This is a genomic window from Bradyrhizobium sp. USDA 4449 (assembly GCF_054056275.1).
The window spans coordinates 3707883-3725444 of the sequence record NZ_JBSRYD010000001.1; the positions used below are offsets into that span (position 1 = coordinate 3707883).

Sequence of the window (17562 nt, forward strand, 5' to 3'; positions counted from 1 at the left end):
GGGCGCCATGACCTCGCATACGCTCTTGCTAGAGGAGACGGAGAGCTCACGGCAAAACGTCCTGCATACAATCGCTGGCGGCGCCGACAAGCTGCTTGGCTACATTCTTGAGGCCTTTGTCACCATCCTGCTTACGGCCGAGATTCTGCTGCTGTTTGCAGGAGTTATGGCAAGGTACGTTTTCCTCAAGCCCATCATTTGGTCGGACGAGCTGGCTTCCATGCTGTTTCTCTGGCTCGTGATGCTAGGGTCCGCCATAGCGTTGCGACGCGGCGAGCACATGAGAATGACGGCGCTATTCGCGTACGTGTCTCCCAGAATGCGGGCTCACCTCGACGCAATCGCGCTGGCCGCATCGCTGTGCCTCGTCATCCTACTGTTCCCAGCCGCGCTCGAGTATGCACTCGAGGAAGCCATCGTTAGAACACCAGCGATGGATCTCTCCAACGCATGGCGAGCGTCCGCCGCTCCTGTCGGCTTCAGCTTGATGGGCATGTTCGCACTCCTTCGCCTCGTGCGGCTCGGTGATGCAAGACAGGTTGTCAGTGCGCTCGCCTTCGTTGCGCTTATCGTCGGGGTATTTTGGCTGCTTAAGCCTCTCTTTGCGCCTCTTGGCAACGCAAATCTCATAATCTTCTTTGTGGTAGTAGTGGCCTGCGCCGTCTTCGCGGGCGTACCGATCGCCTTTTCCTTTGGTCTGGCAACGTTCGGCTATCTCATGCTTACGACCAGAACCCCGCCGCTCATCATCGTCGGCCGCATTGACGAAGGTGTCAGCCATCTGATCCTACTTTCGGTCCCATTGTTCGTGTTTCTTGGTCAGCTCATCGAGATGACCGGCATGGCGCGAGCCATGGTTGCGTTCCTGGCCAGCCTATTGGGTCACGTGCGCGGGGGCTTGTTGTACGTGCTCGTTGGAGCGATGTACCTTGTCTCAGGCATTTCCGGATCGAAGGCCGCTGACATGGCCGCGGTGGCACCGGTCTTGTTCCCGGAAATGAAGCGTCGAGGCGCGAACGAAGGCGACCTCGTCGCGCTGCTGGCGGCGACAGGGGCTCAAACAGAGACGATTCCGCCCAGCATCGTTCTTATAACAATCGGCTCGGTCACCGGTGTCTCCATTGCGGCTCTGTTCACGGGCGGACTACTTCCGGGCATCATCCTGGCGATCACCCTCTGTTGCGTCATCGCATGGAGATACCGCAGCGAGGACCGCAGCCTCGTCCGCCGCGCCTCGGCAAAGGAAATCGGCAAGACATTCCTGCTTGCGGTGCCGGCAATTGTTCTGCCTTTCGTCATCAGATCCGCTGTCATTGAAGGTGTGGCGACGGCCACCGAAGTCTCAACCATTGGAATATTCTACTCGATCATCATTGGCGCTCTATTTTACAGGCAGTTCGACTGGCGGCGCATCAAGCCGATGCTCGTGGAAACGGCGAGCTTGTCCGGCGCGATCCTCTTCATCATCGGCACTGCGACGTCTATGGCTTGGAGCCTGACGCAATCGGGCTTCTCTCGCTCTCTCGCGGTTGCGATGAAACAGTTGCCGGGCGGGTCAATAAGTTTCATGGCAGTCTCGATCCTGGCCTTCGTCATACTTGGCAGTGTGCTCGAGGGTATTCCCGCCATCGTTCTTTTTGGTCCATTGCTTTTCCCAATCGCTCAGGCCGTCGGGATCAATCTAGTTCACTATTCGATGGTTGTCATATTGGCGATGGGTGTGGGTCTCTTCGCGCCACCGTTTGGCGTCGGCTACTACGCCGCGTGCGCAATTAGCCGGGTGAATCCTGATGCCGGGATGAGACCGATCCTTGGCTACATGTTGGCCTTATTGATTGGACTTGTGATCGTGGCGTCGATCCCCTGGATTTCAACGGGGTTCTTGTAAGCGCAGAGCGCGCGACGAGTGATCTCTAATCTAAGCAAGTAAACACATTGGAGGGAATGATGAAGAGTGTTGATCGCAGGACGTTATTGCAAGGAGCAGCGTCGGTAGCGTTGGCCGCGGGTGTCGGATTGCCCGTCAAGCCTGCGCGGGCTGCAGCGGAGTTTCGGCTCCGATGGGGGTTCGATCTCGCCGAATCGCACCCGATCACGGCGCGAGCTCGCGAAGCGGCCGATCGCGTGTTGTCTGAAACGAAGGGCCGGGTCGAAATCAATGTGTTTCCCAACAACCAACTCGGCGGCGACACGGACATGCTGTCGCAGCTGCGCGCTGGCGGGCTCGATCTGTTTCTCAATTCCGGGATAAACGTGCTCTCGACAATCGTTCCATCAGCGTCGATCTACGGATTGGGATTCATCTTTCCGGACTACGATGCTGTCTGGAAAGCGATGGACGGGGAGCTTGGCGATGCGTTGCGAACCAATATTAGCAAGGCAAACCTCGTGCCGATGACAAAGATGTGGGACAATGGTTTCCGCAACATCACGACCAGCACAAAGCAGATCAATACCCCGGCGGATCTGAAGGGCGTCAAGATCCGTGTCCCCGTCGGCGCACTGTGGACTTCTATGTTCCAGGCCTTCGGTGCCGCGCCGACAGCGATCAATTACAGCGAGCTTTACTCCGCGCTCCAGACAAAGATCGTCGACGGACAGGAAAATTCGCTGGCAAACATCTTTACTGCCAACCTGTTCGAAGTTCAGAAATATTGCGCTCTGACTGGCCACATGTGGGATGCGTTCTTCTGCGTGGCCAACAAGCGGAATTGGGAAGCCATCCCGCAGGATCTTCGTGACATCATCGCTACGGCCATCAACGATGCGGCCATGGCCGAGAGGAAGGATATGGCCGTGCTGGCCACGTCCTTGCGCGGTGATCTGACAAAGAAAGGCCTAATCTTCAATGAGCCGGACGTCGGCGCTTTCCGCGATGCACTTCGCGCAGCAGGCTTTTACAAGGAATGGCGGACCAAGTACGGCGAGGAGCTGTGGACGACGCTTGAGCGCACGACCGGGAAACTAACGTGAAGACGAAGAATTAGGAGCTGGACTGATATGAGATTGAATAACAGGGTGGCGCTCGTCACCGGAGGGGCGCGGGGCATCGGCTTTGCGATCTCAAAGGCGTTGGCGCGCGAGGGAGCACGCATTGTAATCGCGGATCTCAACCTCAATGGCGCGAAGGCGGCGGCGAACTCTCTCGAACATGCCGACCGGGATCACTTGGGGCTACGAGTGGACGTGGCGGATCAGGGGTCGGTAAGCGAACTGATGGACGAAATGGTCCGCCGCTGCGGGGGAATTGATATCCTGATCAACAACGCTGGAATTGGTGGCAACACGCCATTCCTCGATATCAAGCTCGAGGATTGGCAGCGTATGATCTCGATCAATTTGACCGGCGCGTTCATCGTAGCGCAGTCGGTGTCGCGCCAGATGGTCAAGCAAGGCCGTGGTGGCAAGATCATAAATATCGCGTCGCTCTCGGGGCAGCGCGGTGGGAATGGACGGGGAGCGTATGGTGCAGCAAAAGCCGGTTTGGAGTTGCTGACAAAGGTCATGGCGGTCGAACTTGCTCAGTACCGCATCAACGTCAACAACATCGCTCCGGGAGCAATTGAAACCGAGATGGCCAAGACCGCGCACGATCCGGCCACGCGTCGGGCCTATGAATATCTCATTCCAATGAGCCGCTATGGAACTCCTGAAGAGATCGCCGACGCAGCAGTCTTTCTGTCGTCGGATGAGAGCAGATATGTCCACGGTCACACGTTGAATGTCGACGGCGGCTTCCGTGAAGCTGGCCTGATGTTCGGGCCGGACAAGACCCCTCCGCGGTAGTTAGTCCTTGCAGGGCTGCTTCGTCGGAGCGAGCCCGGTATCATTGGGAGGCTATTCACGTGCGCCGAAGCCGCCGAGCGAAAATCGTAGCAACCGTCGGGCCAGCGTCCTGCGAGCCTGAGATGCTTCGGACTTTGTTCGAGGCTGGCGTCGATACCTTTCGCCTCAATTTTAGTCACGGGGCAAAGGAGGATCACGCCAAGGTACACGCGGCGATACGCGCTCTCGAAATTGAAATGGGCCGGCCGATAGGCATCTTGCTGGACCTCCAGGGGCCGAAGATCCGGATCGGCACATTACGTGATAGGAGCTTGATGATAGCGGCCGGTGAGACCATTCGATTTGTCCAAAAAGGCGCACTTGGCGATCGGACTGCTATCCCGTTGCCGCATCCCGAAGTGTTTGCGGCGGCGGCACCTGGTCACGACCTGCTGATCGACGATGGTCGGCTGCGCGTTCGCGTCAAGTCGCTCTTCAGCGACAGTCTCGAAGCCGAGGTAATCGTTGGCGGGAAGCTTTCCGACCAGAAGGGCGTTAACCTGCCGGGCACAATCCTCGACGTGTCTCCACTCACCCCAAAAGACCGATCCGACCTCGACTTCGGTCTTCGGCTCGGCGTCGACTGGGTCGCGCTGTCGTTTGTGCAACGACCGGGAGATCTCCTCGAGGCGAGGGGGCTCATCGGAGATCGGGCAGGGCTCATTGCGAAAATCGAGAAGCCGGCTGCGCTCGATCGGATCGATGACATCATCGGCTTGTCCGACGCGGTCATGGTGGCGCGCGGTGATCTCGGCGTGGAAATTCCCCACGAAGACGTCCCCGGCCGGCAAAAGGAGCTGGTGCGAGCCTGTCGTTTGGCGGTTAAGCCTGTGATCGTAGCCACCCAAATGCTGGATTCTATGGTGTCCTCGCCGTCGCCGACGCGCGCAGAAGCGTCCGATGTCGCCACGGCCATTTACGATGGATCCGACGCCGTGATGTTGTCAGCGGAGTCAGCCGTCGGCCGATATCCACGCGAGGCGGTGGAGATGATGGATCGCATCATCTGCAGCACCGAACGTCACAAAATGTATCGTTCCATCGTCGATGCCTTGCGTCCCGACGAGGAGCAAACGCCGCCTCACGCCGTGGCCGCAGCTGCGGCCGGCTTGGCGTCGGCGATCCATGCGGCGGCCATCGTCGTGTACACGTCCGGAGGCACGACCGCAGCACGCATCGCCCGCCGCCGTCCAGATGTGCCTGTGCTTGCCGTTACGCCGAGCTCGCACACCGCTCGTCGTCTGTGTCTTCTCTGGGGGACGCACAGCGTGTTCTCATCCGACGTGAGCAACTATGAGGAGATGGTGTCGCGCGCTGTCTCTACCGCGGTCGGGGAGCGTTTCGCAGAAGCCCTGGACCACGTGGTGATCGTTGCGGGTATCCCGTTCGCGCAAGCTGGAACCACGAACAATATCCGCGTCATCGCAGTACCGTGAATCTTTGAAGGGGCCCGTCTTTGAAGGCGGGCTGCGACCGGCCAGATCGGATTCACTCGAATGTGTGACGTAGACGCCGTAAGTCGACGAATGGCGGACCGACAGTGAGCGATAGCAAGTTGCGAGATGAAATCTGCCGCTTCGGCCGCTCCCTGTTTGAGCGCGGTCTCACGCCGGGATCGTCCGGCAATATCAGCGTCGGGCTCAATGACGGCGGCTGGCTAGTGACGCCCACCAACGCATCGCTCGGATTCCTTGATCCCGATCGGATCACACGGCTAGACGCGCAGGGAAGGGTCCTATCGGGGGATACGCCGACGAAGGAAGTCCCGTTGCACGCCGCGCTGTACCAGACCCGAAGTGCGACCCGCGCCGTGGTACATCTTCATTCGGCTCATTCGGTCGCGGTCTCGATGTTGCCCGAGGTTGATCCGCGCGCCGTCCTCCCGCCGATGACCCCCTATTACCTCATGAGATGTGGTCGGACCGCTCTGGTGCCGTACTATCGGCCAGGCGATCCTGCCGTTGCGAACGCGATCAAGGGGCTTGGGGGGAAGTATTCCTCCGTCTTGCTCGCCAACCATGGCCCTGTGGTTGCGGGCGATACGTTAGAAGCTGCCGTCTTCGCAACCGAAGAATTGGAGGAGACCGCGAGGCTCTACTTGCTGTTACGTGGACTCAACCCCCGCTACCTATCGCCGGAGCAGGAACAGGATTTGGCGAAGACCTTCAAGCTCTCATTTCCGGATATTTCCCACTAGGGGGGGTCATCAAAAACTTACAAAGAACCGAAGGGAAGAAGTTGGCTGTTGCATCGACGTTGGAGTGGCCCCTCGGGCCGACAGCGCCGAATCGTTCTCACCCCCACTGAGGGAGCGCGCTATGTCCTGGAAGTCGAGTTGGTGCATCGTGGCCAACAAGGGCCGCACGGTTCAACCGGAGTTTCAACGTCTTGTCGTAAAAGGCATAGGCGCTTCTGCCTTCGCGGCCGACAGCGGCCGATTTCGCAAGCTGTGCCAGCCTGACCTCGTCCTCGATGTGATCCGGAAGGTTGCGAACGCTGTTCAGGGTTTAAGGCCGCGTTGGGTGCATCGCACCCGCGACGCCGAACCAGAAGGAAATCAGGGCGATGCGAAAAGCGGAGCGCAGTTGCAGACCACAGTGGATTCTTTGCGTACCCATACTGCCGCCATCAACGCGCTCACAGCGACGATCATTAATGCTCAGGCGGCCTTGAATTGGCTGAGCGCTCAACCGCCAGACCTGGAGGAAGTCCGGCGAGCGCTGGATGCCATCGCTAACGACGGTAAGCGAGCGGGCGAGCTCGTCCTTCAACTTCGTGCGCCCATGTATAGGACCCTGGTGGATGATGTTCTTGATCCTTGAGCTGATACCCCTGGAGTCGCCAAGCAACGTCGCCTTTTGATCCTGCTCAAGCCTCCGGCAATGTGCGCTTGGCCTCGCTGCTAAGCAGCAAGGCAGACAGCATCCGCGTCCTGTCTCGGTTTCGCGTACAAGCGCCCGGGCTTGTGCAGCTTCTCCGCGCGCGCGGCGCCGGCGGATGGAGGGCACTGCCGCGCGCACTCGATGCATCTTTCTTGGTTCGCCACGAATCGGAAACGCTTCACGACTTCTCGTTCGGGATTGACAGCAAGCCTACGCGTCCATTAATGTATGCATTAATAAGTACATCGACGATTGCGTGATGGGAGGGATCTGATGGTTAATCTGTTCTCGAAGAAGTACGTCGTTGCTGCCGTTGCTGTCGCACTTGCCGCGATCGTGGCGCCGCCGGCTCATTCGGCCGATATCGCGCCGGCGCTCAAGGAAATCGAAGAGCACCCTGCGCCAGGGCCGAACGGCGAGAAGCCGGTGCTCGCGAGTGACATCAAGCTGACCGCCGACGAGATCGCGAAAGTAAAGTCGATGAACGCGACTGCGGCTATCGTGATGCACTATACCGCGTCCGATTGGGCCAAGGCTCAGATGGCCGGTCAAAAGGCGGCTCTCGACGAACTGGGTATCAAGATCATCGCAGTGACCGACGCCGGCTACAAGGCCGAGCAGCAGGTTTCCGATATCGAGACGGTCATGGCGCGTAAGCCGAATGTGATGATCTCGGTACCGGCCGAGCAGAGCGCTACGTCAGCCGCCTACAAACGAGCTGCTGCTGCAGGCATCAAGATCGTCTTTCTCGATCAAACCGGAGCCGGCATGGTGCCCGGAAAGGAATACGTAAGCCTCGTCTCCTCCGACAACCGCGGTATGGGGAAGGCAGCAGCGCTGCTCATGGCCCAAGCGCTCAACGGCAAGGGGAATATCGGATTGATCCCGCACGCATCCGACCTGTTCGCCACAAAGGAGCGTGTGGTCGGGTTCAAGGAGGCGATCAAGGCCTATCCGGAGATCAAGGTAGCAGTGGAACAGGGAGTGGGTGGGCCCGACTTCGCCGGTGAATCCGAGCGGATCGCGTCCGGAATGCTCACCGCTCATCCCGAGTTGAACGGGATTTGGGCGGTTTGGGATGTGCCAACCGAGGGCGTGTTGGCCGCGGCGCGTGCGAGCGGACGCGCACCCAAAGATCTGGCAATCACGACTTGCGATCTCGGGGTCAATATCGCGATTGACATGGCCAAGAACGGCTTCGTTCGCGGCACCGGATCACAACGGCCCTACGGAGCGGGCTACGCCGAAGGTATGCTCGCCGGCTATGCATTGCTTGGCAAGGAGGCGCCGGCTTACGTGGTTCTTCCCGCGCTCGCGGTGTCAAAGGAGAATCTCGTCGCAGCCTGGCCCAAATCCAATGGCACCGAGCCGCCCAAGGTGGTCACGGACGCGATGAAGTAGCAGGGCACGAGACCCGCCTCGATTTCCTCGACGTGAGGATCAGCGTAATGACCAAAGATACCGCCGCGGTCGAGATGACTGGAATCAAGAAGGCCTTCGGCGGACTCAATGTCCTCCGGGGCGTAGACTTCTCCGTCGATCGCGGCACGGTTCATGCGCTGATGGGAGAAAACGGCGCTGGTAAGTCCACGCTGCTCAAAATTCTTCAAGGTGTACTTGCGCCGACCGACGGCTCCATCTGCGTTTTCGGTCGGCCAATGAGCACCCATAGTCCCGAGATGTCTCGATCTTTGGGAATCGGAATGATCTTTCAAGAGCTGAGCCTCATTCCTTCCCTCACCATAGCGCAGAACATCTTTCTCACGCGAGAACCGCGACGATTCGGCATCTTCGTGGACGACCGTGCCGCGGCGACAAGAGCGCACGCTTTGATGGCCGAATTGGGACTCGATCTCGATCCGAACAGCCCGGTCGGGAAGTTGAGTGCCGGTCAGATGCAAATGGTCGAAATCGCGAAGGCGATCTCGCAAAACGCGCGGGTGCTCATCATGGACGAGCCTACCTCTGCGCTCAGCGCGTTCGAGGTGGAGCATCTGTTCGGCGTGCTGAAGCGCCTCACGGGGGACGGCGTCGCCATCATCTACGTTTCGCACCGCATGGACGAAATCTATCGCGTCGCCGAGCATGTGACGATTCTTCGCGATGGACGCAACGTCGCGACCGCCTCTCTGAAGCAGATGCAGATTCAGGATCTTGTCGAGCACATGATCGGCAAGCGCGTCGGGGCATTCGACTGGCGTCCACGGACCGTCGATCGTTCCCGACCGCCGGTCCTCGAGCTGCGCAACGTTTCCGGGGCGGAAAAGCCGATAGACGTCTCGTTCAAGCTGCACGCGGGAGAGGTGCTCGGTATCGCTGGCTTGCTCGGATCCGGACGGAGCGAACTTGCGCGCGTCATGTTCGGTATCGACCGGAAAGTCTCCGGCGACATCAGGGTCAAGGGGAGGCAGATCGAGATCGATCGGCCGCGCGCCGCAATGGACGCAGGGATCGCGTTGATACCGGAAAGCCGATCGCGCGAGGGGTTGATCGTTGCCCATAGCGTGCGAGCCAACCTCGCTCTCCCGAGGATCGACGATCTCGCTCGGGGGCCTTTGATCGACAATGCCGTGGAAACGGCATCGACTGAAAGTATCGTTCAGAAACTGAGAATCAAGGCTGAAACGGACGCTATCCCGGTGCGGACTCTCTCCGGCGGGAACCAGCAGAAAGTCGTGCTGGGCAAATGGATGGCCACTGACCCCGATATCTTCATTCTGGACGAGCCTACAGCAGGCATAGATGTTGGCAGCAAGTCGGAAATCGTCGAACTCATTCGCGGGTTAGCCGACGAAGGGCGCGCCGTCGTCATGATCTCCTCCGAGATTGCCGAACTGCTTGCAGTAAGCGACCGGGTCCTCATCATGAGTGACGGCCGTCTCGTCAGAGAAGTAACCAGGGACGAGATATCCAGTTGGACGGAGGACCAGGATCCGTCCGGTTCGGATGGTGGAACGCGCATCGCAAAGGCCGAGCACGGCTTGCAAGTGTTGATTCAAGAAGTCCGGCTCAATGCTCCAGCGCGCTGAAGAGAATGGCACGACGATGACAACAGCGTCCATAGATCCAGCCCGGAACAGGCGGAGCTTTTCGCTCATTGCTAACTGGAGGCAGTATGTCGTCTACATCGGCTTCGCCGTAATCTTCGCAGTCTTTGCGATTGTCTTGAGCGATCGCGGATTTCTGTCGACGAACAATCTGCTGAACATCACGCGCCAGACGGCAATCATCTCCATCATGGCGATGGCCATGACGTTCGTGTTGTGCGCCGGCGAGATCGACCTGTCGGTGGGCGCAATCGCCGGCCTGGCATCCGTCATCTCCAGTATGGCACTTAGTCGCTACGGCTTGATCCCCAGCGTCCTGGCCGGTCTCGCCACGGGTTTGCTCGTGGGGGCGGTAAACGGCGGACTCACCGCCTGGATCGGTATTCCTTCCTTCCTCGTAACCCTGGGGATGATGGGATTCGCGCGCGGGCTGGGTATGTGGACGAGCGGAACCTCGCCCGTGCCGGTCATCAACGATACGTTCATCGCGATTTTCGGCTCGGGCAACATTGGTCCCGTGCCGGTATTGGTGTTTTGGGTCGCTGTACTTGGGACCGTTGCTCACATCACGCTGCGTAGGACGCCTTTCGGTAGAAAAATCCTAGCTACTGGCGGCGGCGAAACCGCAGCGCGCTACAGTGGCGTCAAGACGCGCACCGTGAAATTCCAGGCGCTTATGATTACAGCAACTGCGGCATCGATCGCCGGAATGCTCTATGCGGGGCGACTCCAATCAGGGCGTTTTCAGCTCGGGGAAGGAGACGAATTGTCCGTCATTGCAGCCGTCGTTCTGGGCGGTACCAGCCTGTTTGGCGGAGCCGGGACCGTGGTGGGATCGATCGTCGGGGCTCTGCTGATTGGTGTGATCAACAACGGCCTGATTCTGTTGGGTCTCGATTTCAGCCAACAACTTATGGCGCGGGGCGTACTGATCGTCTTAGCCGTGGCGCTGGGTCGCAACCAGCGCTCTTGATCGGTCGAGAGCTTACTAGTCGAGAAGGAAAGTGCAGATGACCTTGGTGATCGTGACCGGCGGCAGCGGAAAACTGGGCAGGGCCTGCGCCCGTGATCTACTGGACCGCGGTTACAGCGTGATCAACGCCGACGTTTCGCCCCCTGAGCAGCGCATCTGCCCCTTCGTCGAGGTTGACCTCACCAGCCTGGACCGCACGGTCGAGCTACTGTCAGGTATGGATTGGAACCACAATCGTCGCGTCGACGCGATCGTGCATCTGGCAGCTATTCCGATGCCGGGCGTCAAGCCCAGCGGCGAGGTTTTCAGAATAAACACCTTGACCACGTACAACGTTTTCGAGGCCGCGCGGCGTCTTCAGATACGGAACATCGTCTGGGCCTCGAGCGAGACTCTGCTCGGCCTCCCGTACGAGAATCCGCCCCCTTACTTGCCGGTCGATGAGGACTATCCTGCGCGACCGGAGACCGCCTACTCGCTCTCCAAGGCGGTTGGAGAAGAGTTGGCGCGCCAATTTTGCCGGTGGGATGGCGAAACCAAGATTATCTGCCTCCGCTTCTCGAACGTAATGGATCCCTCTGAATACGCCGACTTCCCCTCGTTCGATCCGGAAGTCCGCAAGTTCAATCTATTCGGTTACATCGACGCACGGGACGGGGCGCAGGCCGTTCGGCTGTCGCTCGAGTCCGACTTGAAGGGAGCGGAGGTCTTTGTGATAGCAAATCAGGATACAGTCTTTGCTACGCCGAGCGCCGAACTCGCCGCAAAGTACTTTCCCGGGGTGCCATTAAAGAGGGCGGTCAAGGGCAGCGAAACGCTCCTCTCGATCGACAAGGCGCGCCGGATGCTCGGCTATGCTCCGGCCCATAGCTGGCGTGAATCCAAATGAGTGGCACTTTTCCCGCCGGACAGCGGCTAGATCGAGGGCCGGACCATGCGCATCTGCAGGCGTTGCGCGGACCGGACTCTGAGCGGTTCACGTGTCTGTTTCCTTGAGGGCACGCACCAGCCACGACCGGAATGTCGCGATCTTCGGAACGTTCGCGCGGGATCGTCGGTAGACGAGGCTATGACACTTTATCCGCCTGCCGGATGCGCCGAACGGCATCACAAGCCGCCCATCCTCCAGTTCACGCTGCACCAGAAGTCGGCTTTCCAAACAGACACCGAGGCCGTCCACGGCGGTGCTGATTGCCATGAACGATCGATCGAAGCGGGGACCTCGTTCGAGATCCAATTCGACCTTCTTTTCTTCGGCCCAGTGTCGCCACCTATAGAGATTGACCTCAGAGTGGATGAGGACGTGCTTCTTGAGGTCGGCTGCTGTGCGAATACGCGAGGCCCCTTTCATCAATTTGGGCGAGCATAGGACGACGATCGTTTCGAGAGGGAAAGGATCGACCCCGAGATACGCGGCAGGAACGAACGTCCCATAGCGAATGTCGATGTCGACCGCATCGCCTCCAAGATCGGCTGCATCGCCCGACGCGTTGAGTCTGAGATCGATTGCGGGATTGAGAGCGCCAAACCTGGACAATCGTGGCATGAGCCATTGGCTCGCAAAGCTCGGAACGGAGTGTATCGTGAGGATATCACTTTTACCCCGACGTGTGATCGTATGTGTCGCGGCTTCAATTCGTCCCAATGCCTCGGAGATCTCGTCGGCGTATTTGCTGCCGATGTCCGTGAGCATAACGGCTCGGTTGATGCGGTGGAAAAGCTGCACGCCGAGCGCGTCCTCCAGCGACCTTATCTGGTGGCTCACCGCCGAGGGCGTGAGCGTCAACTCGTCCGCGGCACGAAGAAACGATCCGAGGCGTGCCGCAGCCTCGAAAATTTGGATGGCACGAAGTTGCGGAAGTTCAGACACGTCGAATGAGCCCCATTCATCTAACTGATGGTTTAATTCTTTTGTTGCGAATGGACAAGGGGGCTACGGTCTCGAACGAAACAGCGGATGGATAACCGCCGAACGGAGAAACGCCCAACCTGCTCGCAGTCGAGCGGATCTCCGATCATGCGTAACGGGTTCGCAGCGCGAAGGACCTTTCGGCCTTCGCTGCCTTACAACGCAACACGGGAGCGGCGATATGACAGGCCAGGGCCACAACATTTCATTGAGCGAAAGAGCCCGTCGCATCAGGTGCCACGCGCTGCGCATGGGCGAAGTGCAAGGACAGGGTTACATCGCGCAAGCGCTCGACATCGCCGACGTCCTGGCGACGGCCTATTTCCACGCCATGCGCTACAAGCCGGAAGACCCGGAATGGGACGGCCGCGATCGCTTCCTGCTCTCGAACGGCCACTATGCCATCGCCCTGTATGCGGCGCTGATCGAGGCCGGGATCGTACCTGAGAGCGAACTCGAGACGTATGGATTCGATGACAGCCGACTGCCCATGTCTGGAATGGCGAGCTACACGCCGGGAATGGAGATGTCCGGCGGTTCGTTGGGGCTCGGTCTAACCATCGCGGTTGGCAAGTGTCTGGGTCTCAAGAGACGCGGAGCCGACAGTCGCGTGTACACGCTCTTCTCCGACGGCGAGCTCGACGAGGGCTCAAAGTGGGAGGCTATGATGTCGGCAGCCCACTACAAGCTCGACAATCTCATCGCCATCGTGGACGTCAACAATCAGCAGGCCGATGGACCGTCCAAGCAGATGATGGGCTTCGAGCCGCTCGCCGACAAGGTACGGGCATTCGGTTGGTTCGTGCAACGGGTCGACGGCAACAATCTCGACGCGGTTGTCGCGGCTTTCGATGCGGCGAAGACGCACGAAGGACCGCGGCCTCGAATGATCATCGCCGACACGCTGATGGGAAAAGGGGTTCCGTTTCTGGAGGCTCGTGAACGAAACCATTTCATGCGGGTCGACGCGAACGAGTGGAAACTGGCGCTAGAGGCGCTCGGCGAAGGGAGTTCGGCATGAAGCCGAAAAAGACAAACGGCGTGACGGCACCGAGCAAGCCGCGGCTCACCACCTCCGCGATGATCGCTTCGATCGCAGCCGAGGGCCAGGCGACGAAGCCGGCTCCTTTCGGTCACGCGCTTATCGAGGTCGCCCGCCGACGTCCGGAGATCGTTGGAATGACGGCAGATCTCGGCAAGTACACCGATCTCCACGTCTTTGCCAACGAGTTTCCCGATCGCTACTATCAGATGGGCATGGCCGAGCAGCTGCTTTTCGGCAGCGCATCGGGGCTCGCGTCAGAGGGGTTCATTCCGTTTGTCACGACCTACGCCGTCTTTGCGTCGCGTCGCGCCTACGACTTCATCCATCAGACGATTGCGGAGGAGAACCGCAACGTCAAGATCGCCTGCGCGTTGCCCGGCCTGACCTCCGGCTACGGGCCCAGCCATCAGGCGACGGAAGATCTCGCGCTGCTCCGCGCGATGCCCAATATGACCGTCATCGATCCCTGCGACGCCTTGGAGATTGAGCAGGTCGTGCCGGCGATTGCCGAGCACCAGGGTCCCGTCTACATGCGGCTTCTGCGGGGGCAGGTGCCGCTCGTGCTCGACGAGTACGGGTACCAGTTTGAGCTCGGTAAAGCGAAGCAATTGCGGGACGGCGAAGACGTCCTCATCATAGCGTCGGGCCTGCTGACGATGCGCGCCCTGGAGGCCGCGAAGCTGCTCGCGACCGATCGCATCAAGGCGGCCGTGCTGCACGTTCCGACCATCAAGCCGCTCGACGCGGAAGCCATCGTCGCGGCATGCCGAAAACCGGGTCGGCCCGTGGTTATTGCCGAGAACCATTCGGTCATCGGCGGATTGGGCGAAGCCGTCGCTGCGCTTCTGATGCGCGAGCGCGTATATCCGGCGTTTCATCACATAGGACTTCCGGACGAATTCCTGGCCGCCGGCGCACTTCCGACACTTCACGATCGCTACGGCATTTCCGCCAGCGCGATCACGAACAGCATCAAGTCATGGCTTTGATTGAGGACGACATGCAACAGCAGAGCTCACCCGCTTCCGGGGCGAAGCACATCGGCTTCATCGGGCTGGGATCAATGGGCTCCCAGATGGCGCGCAATTTGTGCGCTCGCGGCTTTCGCGTGAAGGGCTTCGACGTTCGAGCAAACGCGCGCGGGGCGTTTGAAGAGAACGGAGGGACGTGGGCCGAGTCCGTGCGGGATGTGGCGGCCGGCTGCGAGTTCCTTCTGCTGATGGTGGTCAACGTCGGTCAGGCCGAACAGATTCTCTTCGAGTCCGGAGCCGTCGATGCATTGCCGGCGAGCGCGACGGTCGTCCTGATGGCCACGTGTCCCGCGGCGGAGGTTGAGCGGATCGCGGCTCAGGTTGAGGCGAAGGGACGACGCTTCGTCGACGCTCCGGTATCAGGCGGGGTCGCGGGCGCGGCATCCGCCGGACTCACGATCATGGCCGCATGCAACCCCGATACGTTCGAGCTCGCGAAGCCTGTACTGGATGCGATGGGCGACAAAGTACACCACGTCGGCGAACGCGCCGGGCAAGGCGCATTGGTCAAGACGATCAACCAGCTCCTGTGCGGAGTGCACCTTGCCGCAGCGGGCGAGGCCGTGGCGCTTGGAGCGAAGGCGGGCATAGATCCGCGCATATTGATAGATATCTTCTCGCAGTCTTCCGCCTCGAGCTGGATGCTGCGTGATCGTGGGGCGCGGATGGTGGCGAGCGAACCGAAGGTTACGAGCGCGATCGACATCTTCGTGAAGGATCTCGGAATTGTGCTGGATGCGGGTCTCCGGCTCAAGGCGCCGACTCCCCTCGCATCGGTCGCTCAGCAAATGTTCCTGGCGGTATCCGGACAGGGGGCGGGACAGATCGACGACAGCCAGGTTGTCCGCGCCTATCGTGCCATGACAGCCGATGCGGGAGCTAGCGAACCATGAGCGTTGTCACCGGACGGTTCGCCGATTTGAAGGAAGTCACCCTTCACTATCTGACGGCAGGACAGGGCGAAGCAGTGGTGCTTCTCCATGGAATTCCGCAGACTTCGTTCGAATGGCGCTTCATTCTCCCGAAGTTGGCCGAGAAATACCTCGTCATTGCTCCGGATCTAAGGGGGCTTGGTGACTCGACTCGTCCTGTCTTCGGATACGACAAGAAGACGATCGCTGAAGACGTATGGCAGCTGGTCCATGACCATCTCGGCATAAACCGCCTCCACCTCGTCGGGCACGACTGGGGTGGGCCAGTTGCGTTCTCTCTTGCCGCTCATCATCCGGAAGCCGTTTCACGCCTTGCTGTTCTGGACGTCACGATTCCCGGTGACGGAGCTGAGATGTCTCAGGGTGGCAGACGCTGGCACCATCCTTTCTACCGCACGCCGGATCTACCTGAAGCACTTTGTGCCGGGCGGGAAGAACTGATGATGGACTGGTTCTTCGAGAACTACGGTCATAGGGCGAACTGCATCACGGAGGAACACAAGCAGGAATACTACCGCACGTACAAGAAGCTCGGGGCCTTCCGAGCGATGTTCGGCTACTACCGCGAGTTCGCGAAGGACGCCTCCGATAATCGCGAAGTCCTGGAACGCAATGGCAAGCTCAAGATGCCTGTTCTCGCTCTTGGGGGAGACAAGGCATTCGGGCGTGGACTGGAGACCTTAGAATCTCTGAAGCGCGTTGCCGCGAAGGTACGAGGCGGCATCATTCCCGATTGCGGCCACTGGGTCGCGGAGGAGCAGCCTGAATTCGTCGTGCAGGCTTTGCTGAAGTTCTTTGCCGAGAAGGATTGAGTAATTCGCTGCGATGCAGCCCGCGGCGCAGGTCGGTCAACAAAGCTGCTACCAAGGAGGAGACCATGAGGAAGCTTTCGCGCCGCGGACTTATGTTGGGCGGGACGGGCCTGGCGGTGGGCTTCGCAAGTCCATCTATCTTGAGGGCCGAGCCCCAGTTCAAGATGAAGTTCGCCAACATCATGCCGACGGACCATCCACTCAACGCCCGAATGAGGGAAGCGAGCGAGAAGATACTCAAAGGTACCGATGGGCGGGTCGACATTCAGGTCTTTCCAAACAGTCAGCTTGGCACCGATGCCGACATGCTAAGCCAGCTAAGGTCCGGCGCCCTCGAGTTTTTCGGGTCGTCGGGTCTGATCGTCGCCACCTTGGTTCCGGTAGCAGCCATTACAGGCATAGGCTTCGCGTTTTCCGACTACACGCAAGTCTGGAACGCCGCGGACGGATCTCTTGGCAAGCACATCGTGGCGAGCTTTGCCAAAGCCAACATCGTTGCGTTCGACAAGATGTGGGACAACGGCTTCAGGCAGACGACATCTGCGCGCAGTCCGATCAAGACCGCGGACGACCTCAAAGGGTTCAAGATTCGCGTCCCGCCGAGTCCACTTTGGACGTCCCTTTTCAAGTCGCTGGGCGCATCACCCACCTCCATCCCATGGGGCGAAACGTATTCGGCATTGCAGACGAAGGTCGCGGACGGATTGGAGAATCCGCTGGCCGGAATCTACTTCGCGAAGATGTATGAAGTCCAAAAGTACCTATCCGAAACAAACCACATGTGGGATGGCTTTTGGTTCCTGGCCAATAGGCGAGCATTCGATGGGCTCTCCGCGGCCGACCGCGACCTAGTCGTTGGCACCGTCAATGACGCGGCCGTCAAGCAGCGGGCCGACGTCGCCGCTCTCAATAGTTCATTGCAGGGTGAACTAACGGCGAAAGGTCTCGAGTTCGTAAAGGTGGATTCCTCCTCCTTCCGCGCCAGGCTACAACAGTCCGGATTCTATGGAGAATGGAAGAGCAAGTATGGAGAGGAGGCCTGGTCTTTGTTGGAGGCCGCAAGTGGCAAGCTGAGCTGAGGAGCGCACGATGTCGACAACCGGCGA

At 59.6% G+C, this 17562-nt stretch carries 16 protein-coding genes; 15 read left to right on the forward strand and 1 reads right to left on the reverse strand.

What is annotated here, in order from left to right; translation table 11 throughout:
• Nucleotides 1-7: 7 nt before the first annotated feature.
• From ACVIIW_RS17245 to ACVIIW_RS17290, 10 genes are all read left to right on the forward strand, one after another.
• Nucleotides 8-1888 carry a TRAP transporter large permease gene (locus ACVIIW_RS17245; protein WP_456701812.1) on the forward strand — a complete coding sequence of 627 codons (1881 nt, stop codon included), beginning with the start codon at nt 8-10 and terminating at the stop codon, nt 1886-1888.
• A gap of 59 nt (nt 1889-1947) precedes the next feature.
• On the forward strand, nt 1948-2973 hold the full coding sequence (locus ACVIIW_RS17250; protein WP_456701813.1) for a TRAP transporter substrate-binding protein: 1026 nt from the start codon (nt 1948-1950) through the stop codon (nt 2971-2973).
• A 27-nt stretch (nt 2974-3000) separates the two neighbouring features.
• On the forward strand, nt 3001-3786 hold the full coding sequence (locus tag ACVIIW_RS17255) for an SDR family NAD(P)-dependent oxidoreductase (protein ID WP_456701814.1): 786 nt from the start codon (nt 3001-3003) through the stop codon (nt 3784-3786).
• Nucleotides 3787-3845: 59 nt separating this feature from the next.
• Nucleotides 3846-5261 carry a pyruvate kinase gene (pyk, locus tag ACVIIW_RS17260; RefSeq protein ID WP_456701815.1) on the forward strand — a complete coding sequence of 472 codons (1416 nt, stop codon included), beginning with the start codon at nt 3846-3848 and terminating at the stop codon, nt 5259-5261.
• Between the two features lie 104 nt (nt 5262-5365).
• Complete coding sequence (otnC, locus tag ACVIIW_RS17265; protein WP_456701816.1) at nt 5366-6022, forward strand: 3-oxo-tetronate 4-phosphate decarboxylase; 657 nt, start codon at nt 5366-5368, stop codon at nt 6020-6022.
• A gap of 121 nt (nt 6023-6143) precedes the next feature.
• Nucleotides 6144-6647 (forward strand): hypothetical protein, encoded by a 504-nt coding sequence (locus tag ACVIIW_RS17270; RefSeq protein WP_456701817.1) that lies wholly within the window; start codon nt 6144-6146, stop codon nt 6645-6647.
• Nucleotides 6648-6980: 333 nt separating this feature from the next.
• Nucleotides 6981-8108, forward strand: coding sequence for a substrate-binding domain-containing protein (locus tag ACVIIW_RS17275; RefSeq protein ID WP_456701818.1), 1128 nt, complete (start codon nt 6981-6983; stop codon nt 8106-8108).
• A gap of 47 nt (nt 8109-8155) precedes the next feature.
• Nucleotides 8156-9736, forward strand: coding sequence for a sugar ABC transporter ATP-binding protein (locus tag ACVIIW_RS17280; protein ID WP_456701819.1), 1581 nt, complete (start codon nt 8156-8158; stop codon nt 9734-9736).
• 16 nt (nt 9737-9752) lie between these two features.
• On the forward strand, nt 9753-10727 hold the full coding sequence (locus ACVIIW_RS17285; protein ID WP_456705182.1) for an ABC transporter permease: 975 nt from the start codon (nt 9753-9755) through the stop codon (nt 10725-10727).
• 37 nt (nt 10728-10764) lie between these two features.
• Entirely contained in the window at nt 10765-11616 is an 852-nt protein-coding gene (locus tag ACVIIW_RS17290; RefSeq protein ID WP_456701820.1) for an NAD-dependent epimerase/dehydratase family protein, read from the forward strand.
• A gap of 87 nt (nt 11617-11703) precedes the next feature.
• Here ACVIIW_RS17290 and gcvA read toward each other — a convergent pair whose 3' ends face one another.
• A complete protein-coding gene (gcvA, locus tag ACVIIW_RS17295; RefSeq protein WP_456701821.1) occupies nt 11704-12597 on the reverse strand; it encodes a transcriptional regulator GcvA in 894 nt (297 codons plus the stop codon).
• 220 nt (nt 12598-12817) lie between these two features.
• On the opposite strand from gcvA, the gene ACVIIW_RS17300 reads away from it, so the two are divergent.
• The 5 genes from ACVIIW_RS17300 (at nt 12818) to ACVIIW_RS17320 (ending at nt 17535) form a co-directional block, all read left to right on the forward strand.
• Nucleotides 12818-13657, forward strand: a complete 840-nt coding sequence (locus tag ACVIIW_RS17300) for a transketolase (protein ID WP_456701822.1) — start codon at nt 12818-12820, stop codon at nt 13655-13657.
• The gene (locus tag ACVIIW_RS17305) at nt 13654-14670 is read left to right on the forward strand and encodes a transketolase family protein (RefSeq protein WP_456701823.1); all 1017 of its coding nucleotides are present in this window, start codon (nt 13654-13656) and stop codon (nt 14668-14670) included. The genes ACVIIW_RS17300 and ACVIIW_RS17305 overlap by 4 nt, the downstream gene beginning before the upstream one ends.
• Nucleotides 14661-15605 carry an NAD(P)-dependent oxidoreductase gene (locus ACVIIW_RS17310; protein WP_456701824.1) on the forward strand — a complete coding sequence of 315 codons (945 nt, stop codon included), beginning with the start codon at nt 14661-14663 and terminating at the stop codon, nt 15603-15605. The genes ACVIIW_RS17305 and ACVIIW_RS17310 overlap by 10 nt, the downstream gene beginning before the upstream one ends.
• Entirely contained in the window at nt 15602-16456 is an 855-nt protein-coding gene (locus ACVIIW_RS17315; RefSeq protein WP_456701825.1) for an alpha/beta fold hydrolase, read from the forward strand. The genes ACVIIW_RS17310 and ACVIIW_RS17315 overlap by 4 nt, the downstream gene beginning before the upstream one ends.
• A 65-nt stretch (nt 16457-16521) precedes the next feature.
• Nucleotides 16522-17535, forward strand: a complete 1014-nt coding sequence (locus ACVIIW_RS17320; RefSeq protein ID WP_456701826.1) for a TRAP transporter substrate-binding protein — start codon at nt 16522-16524, stop codon at nt 17533-17535.
• Nucleotides 17536-17562 lie beyond the last annotated feature (27 nt).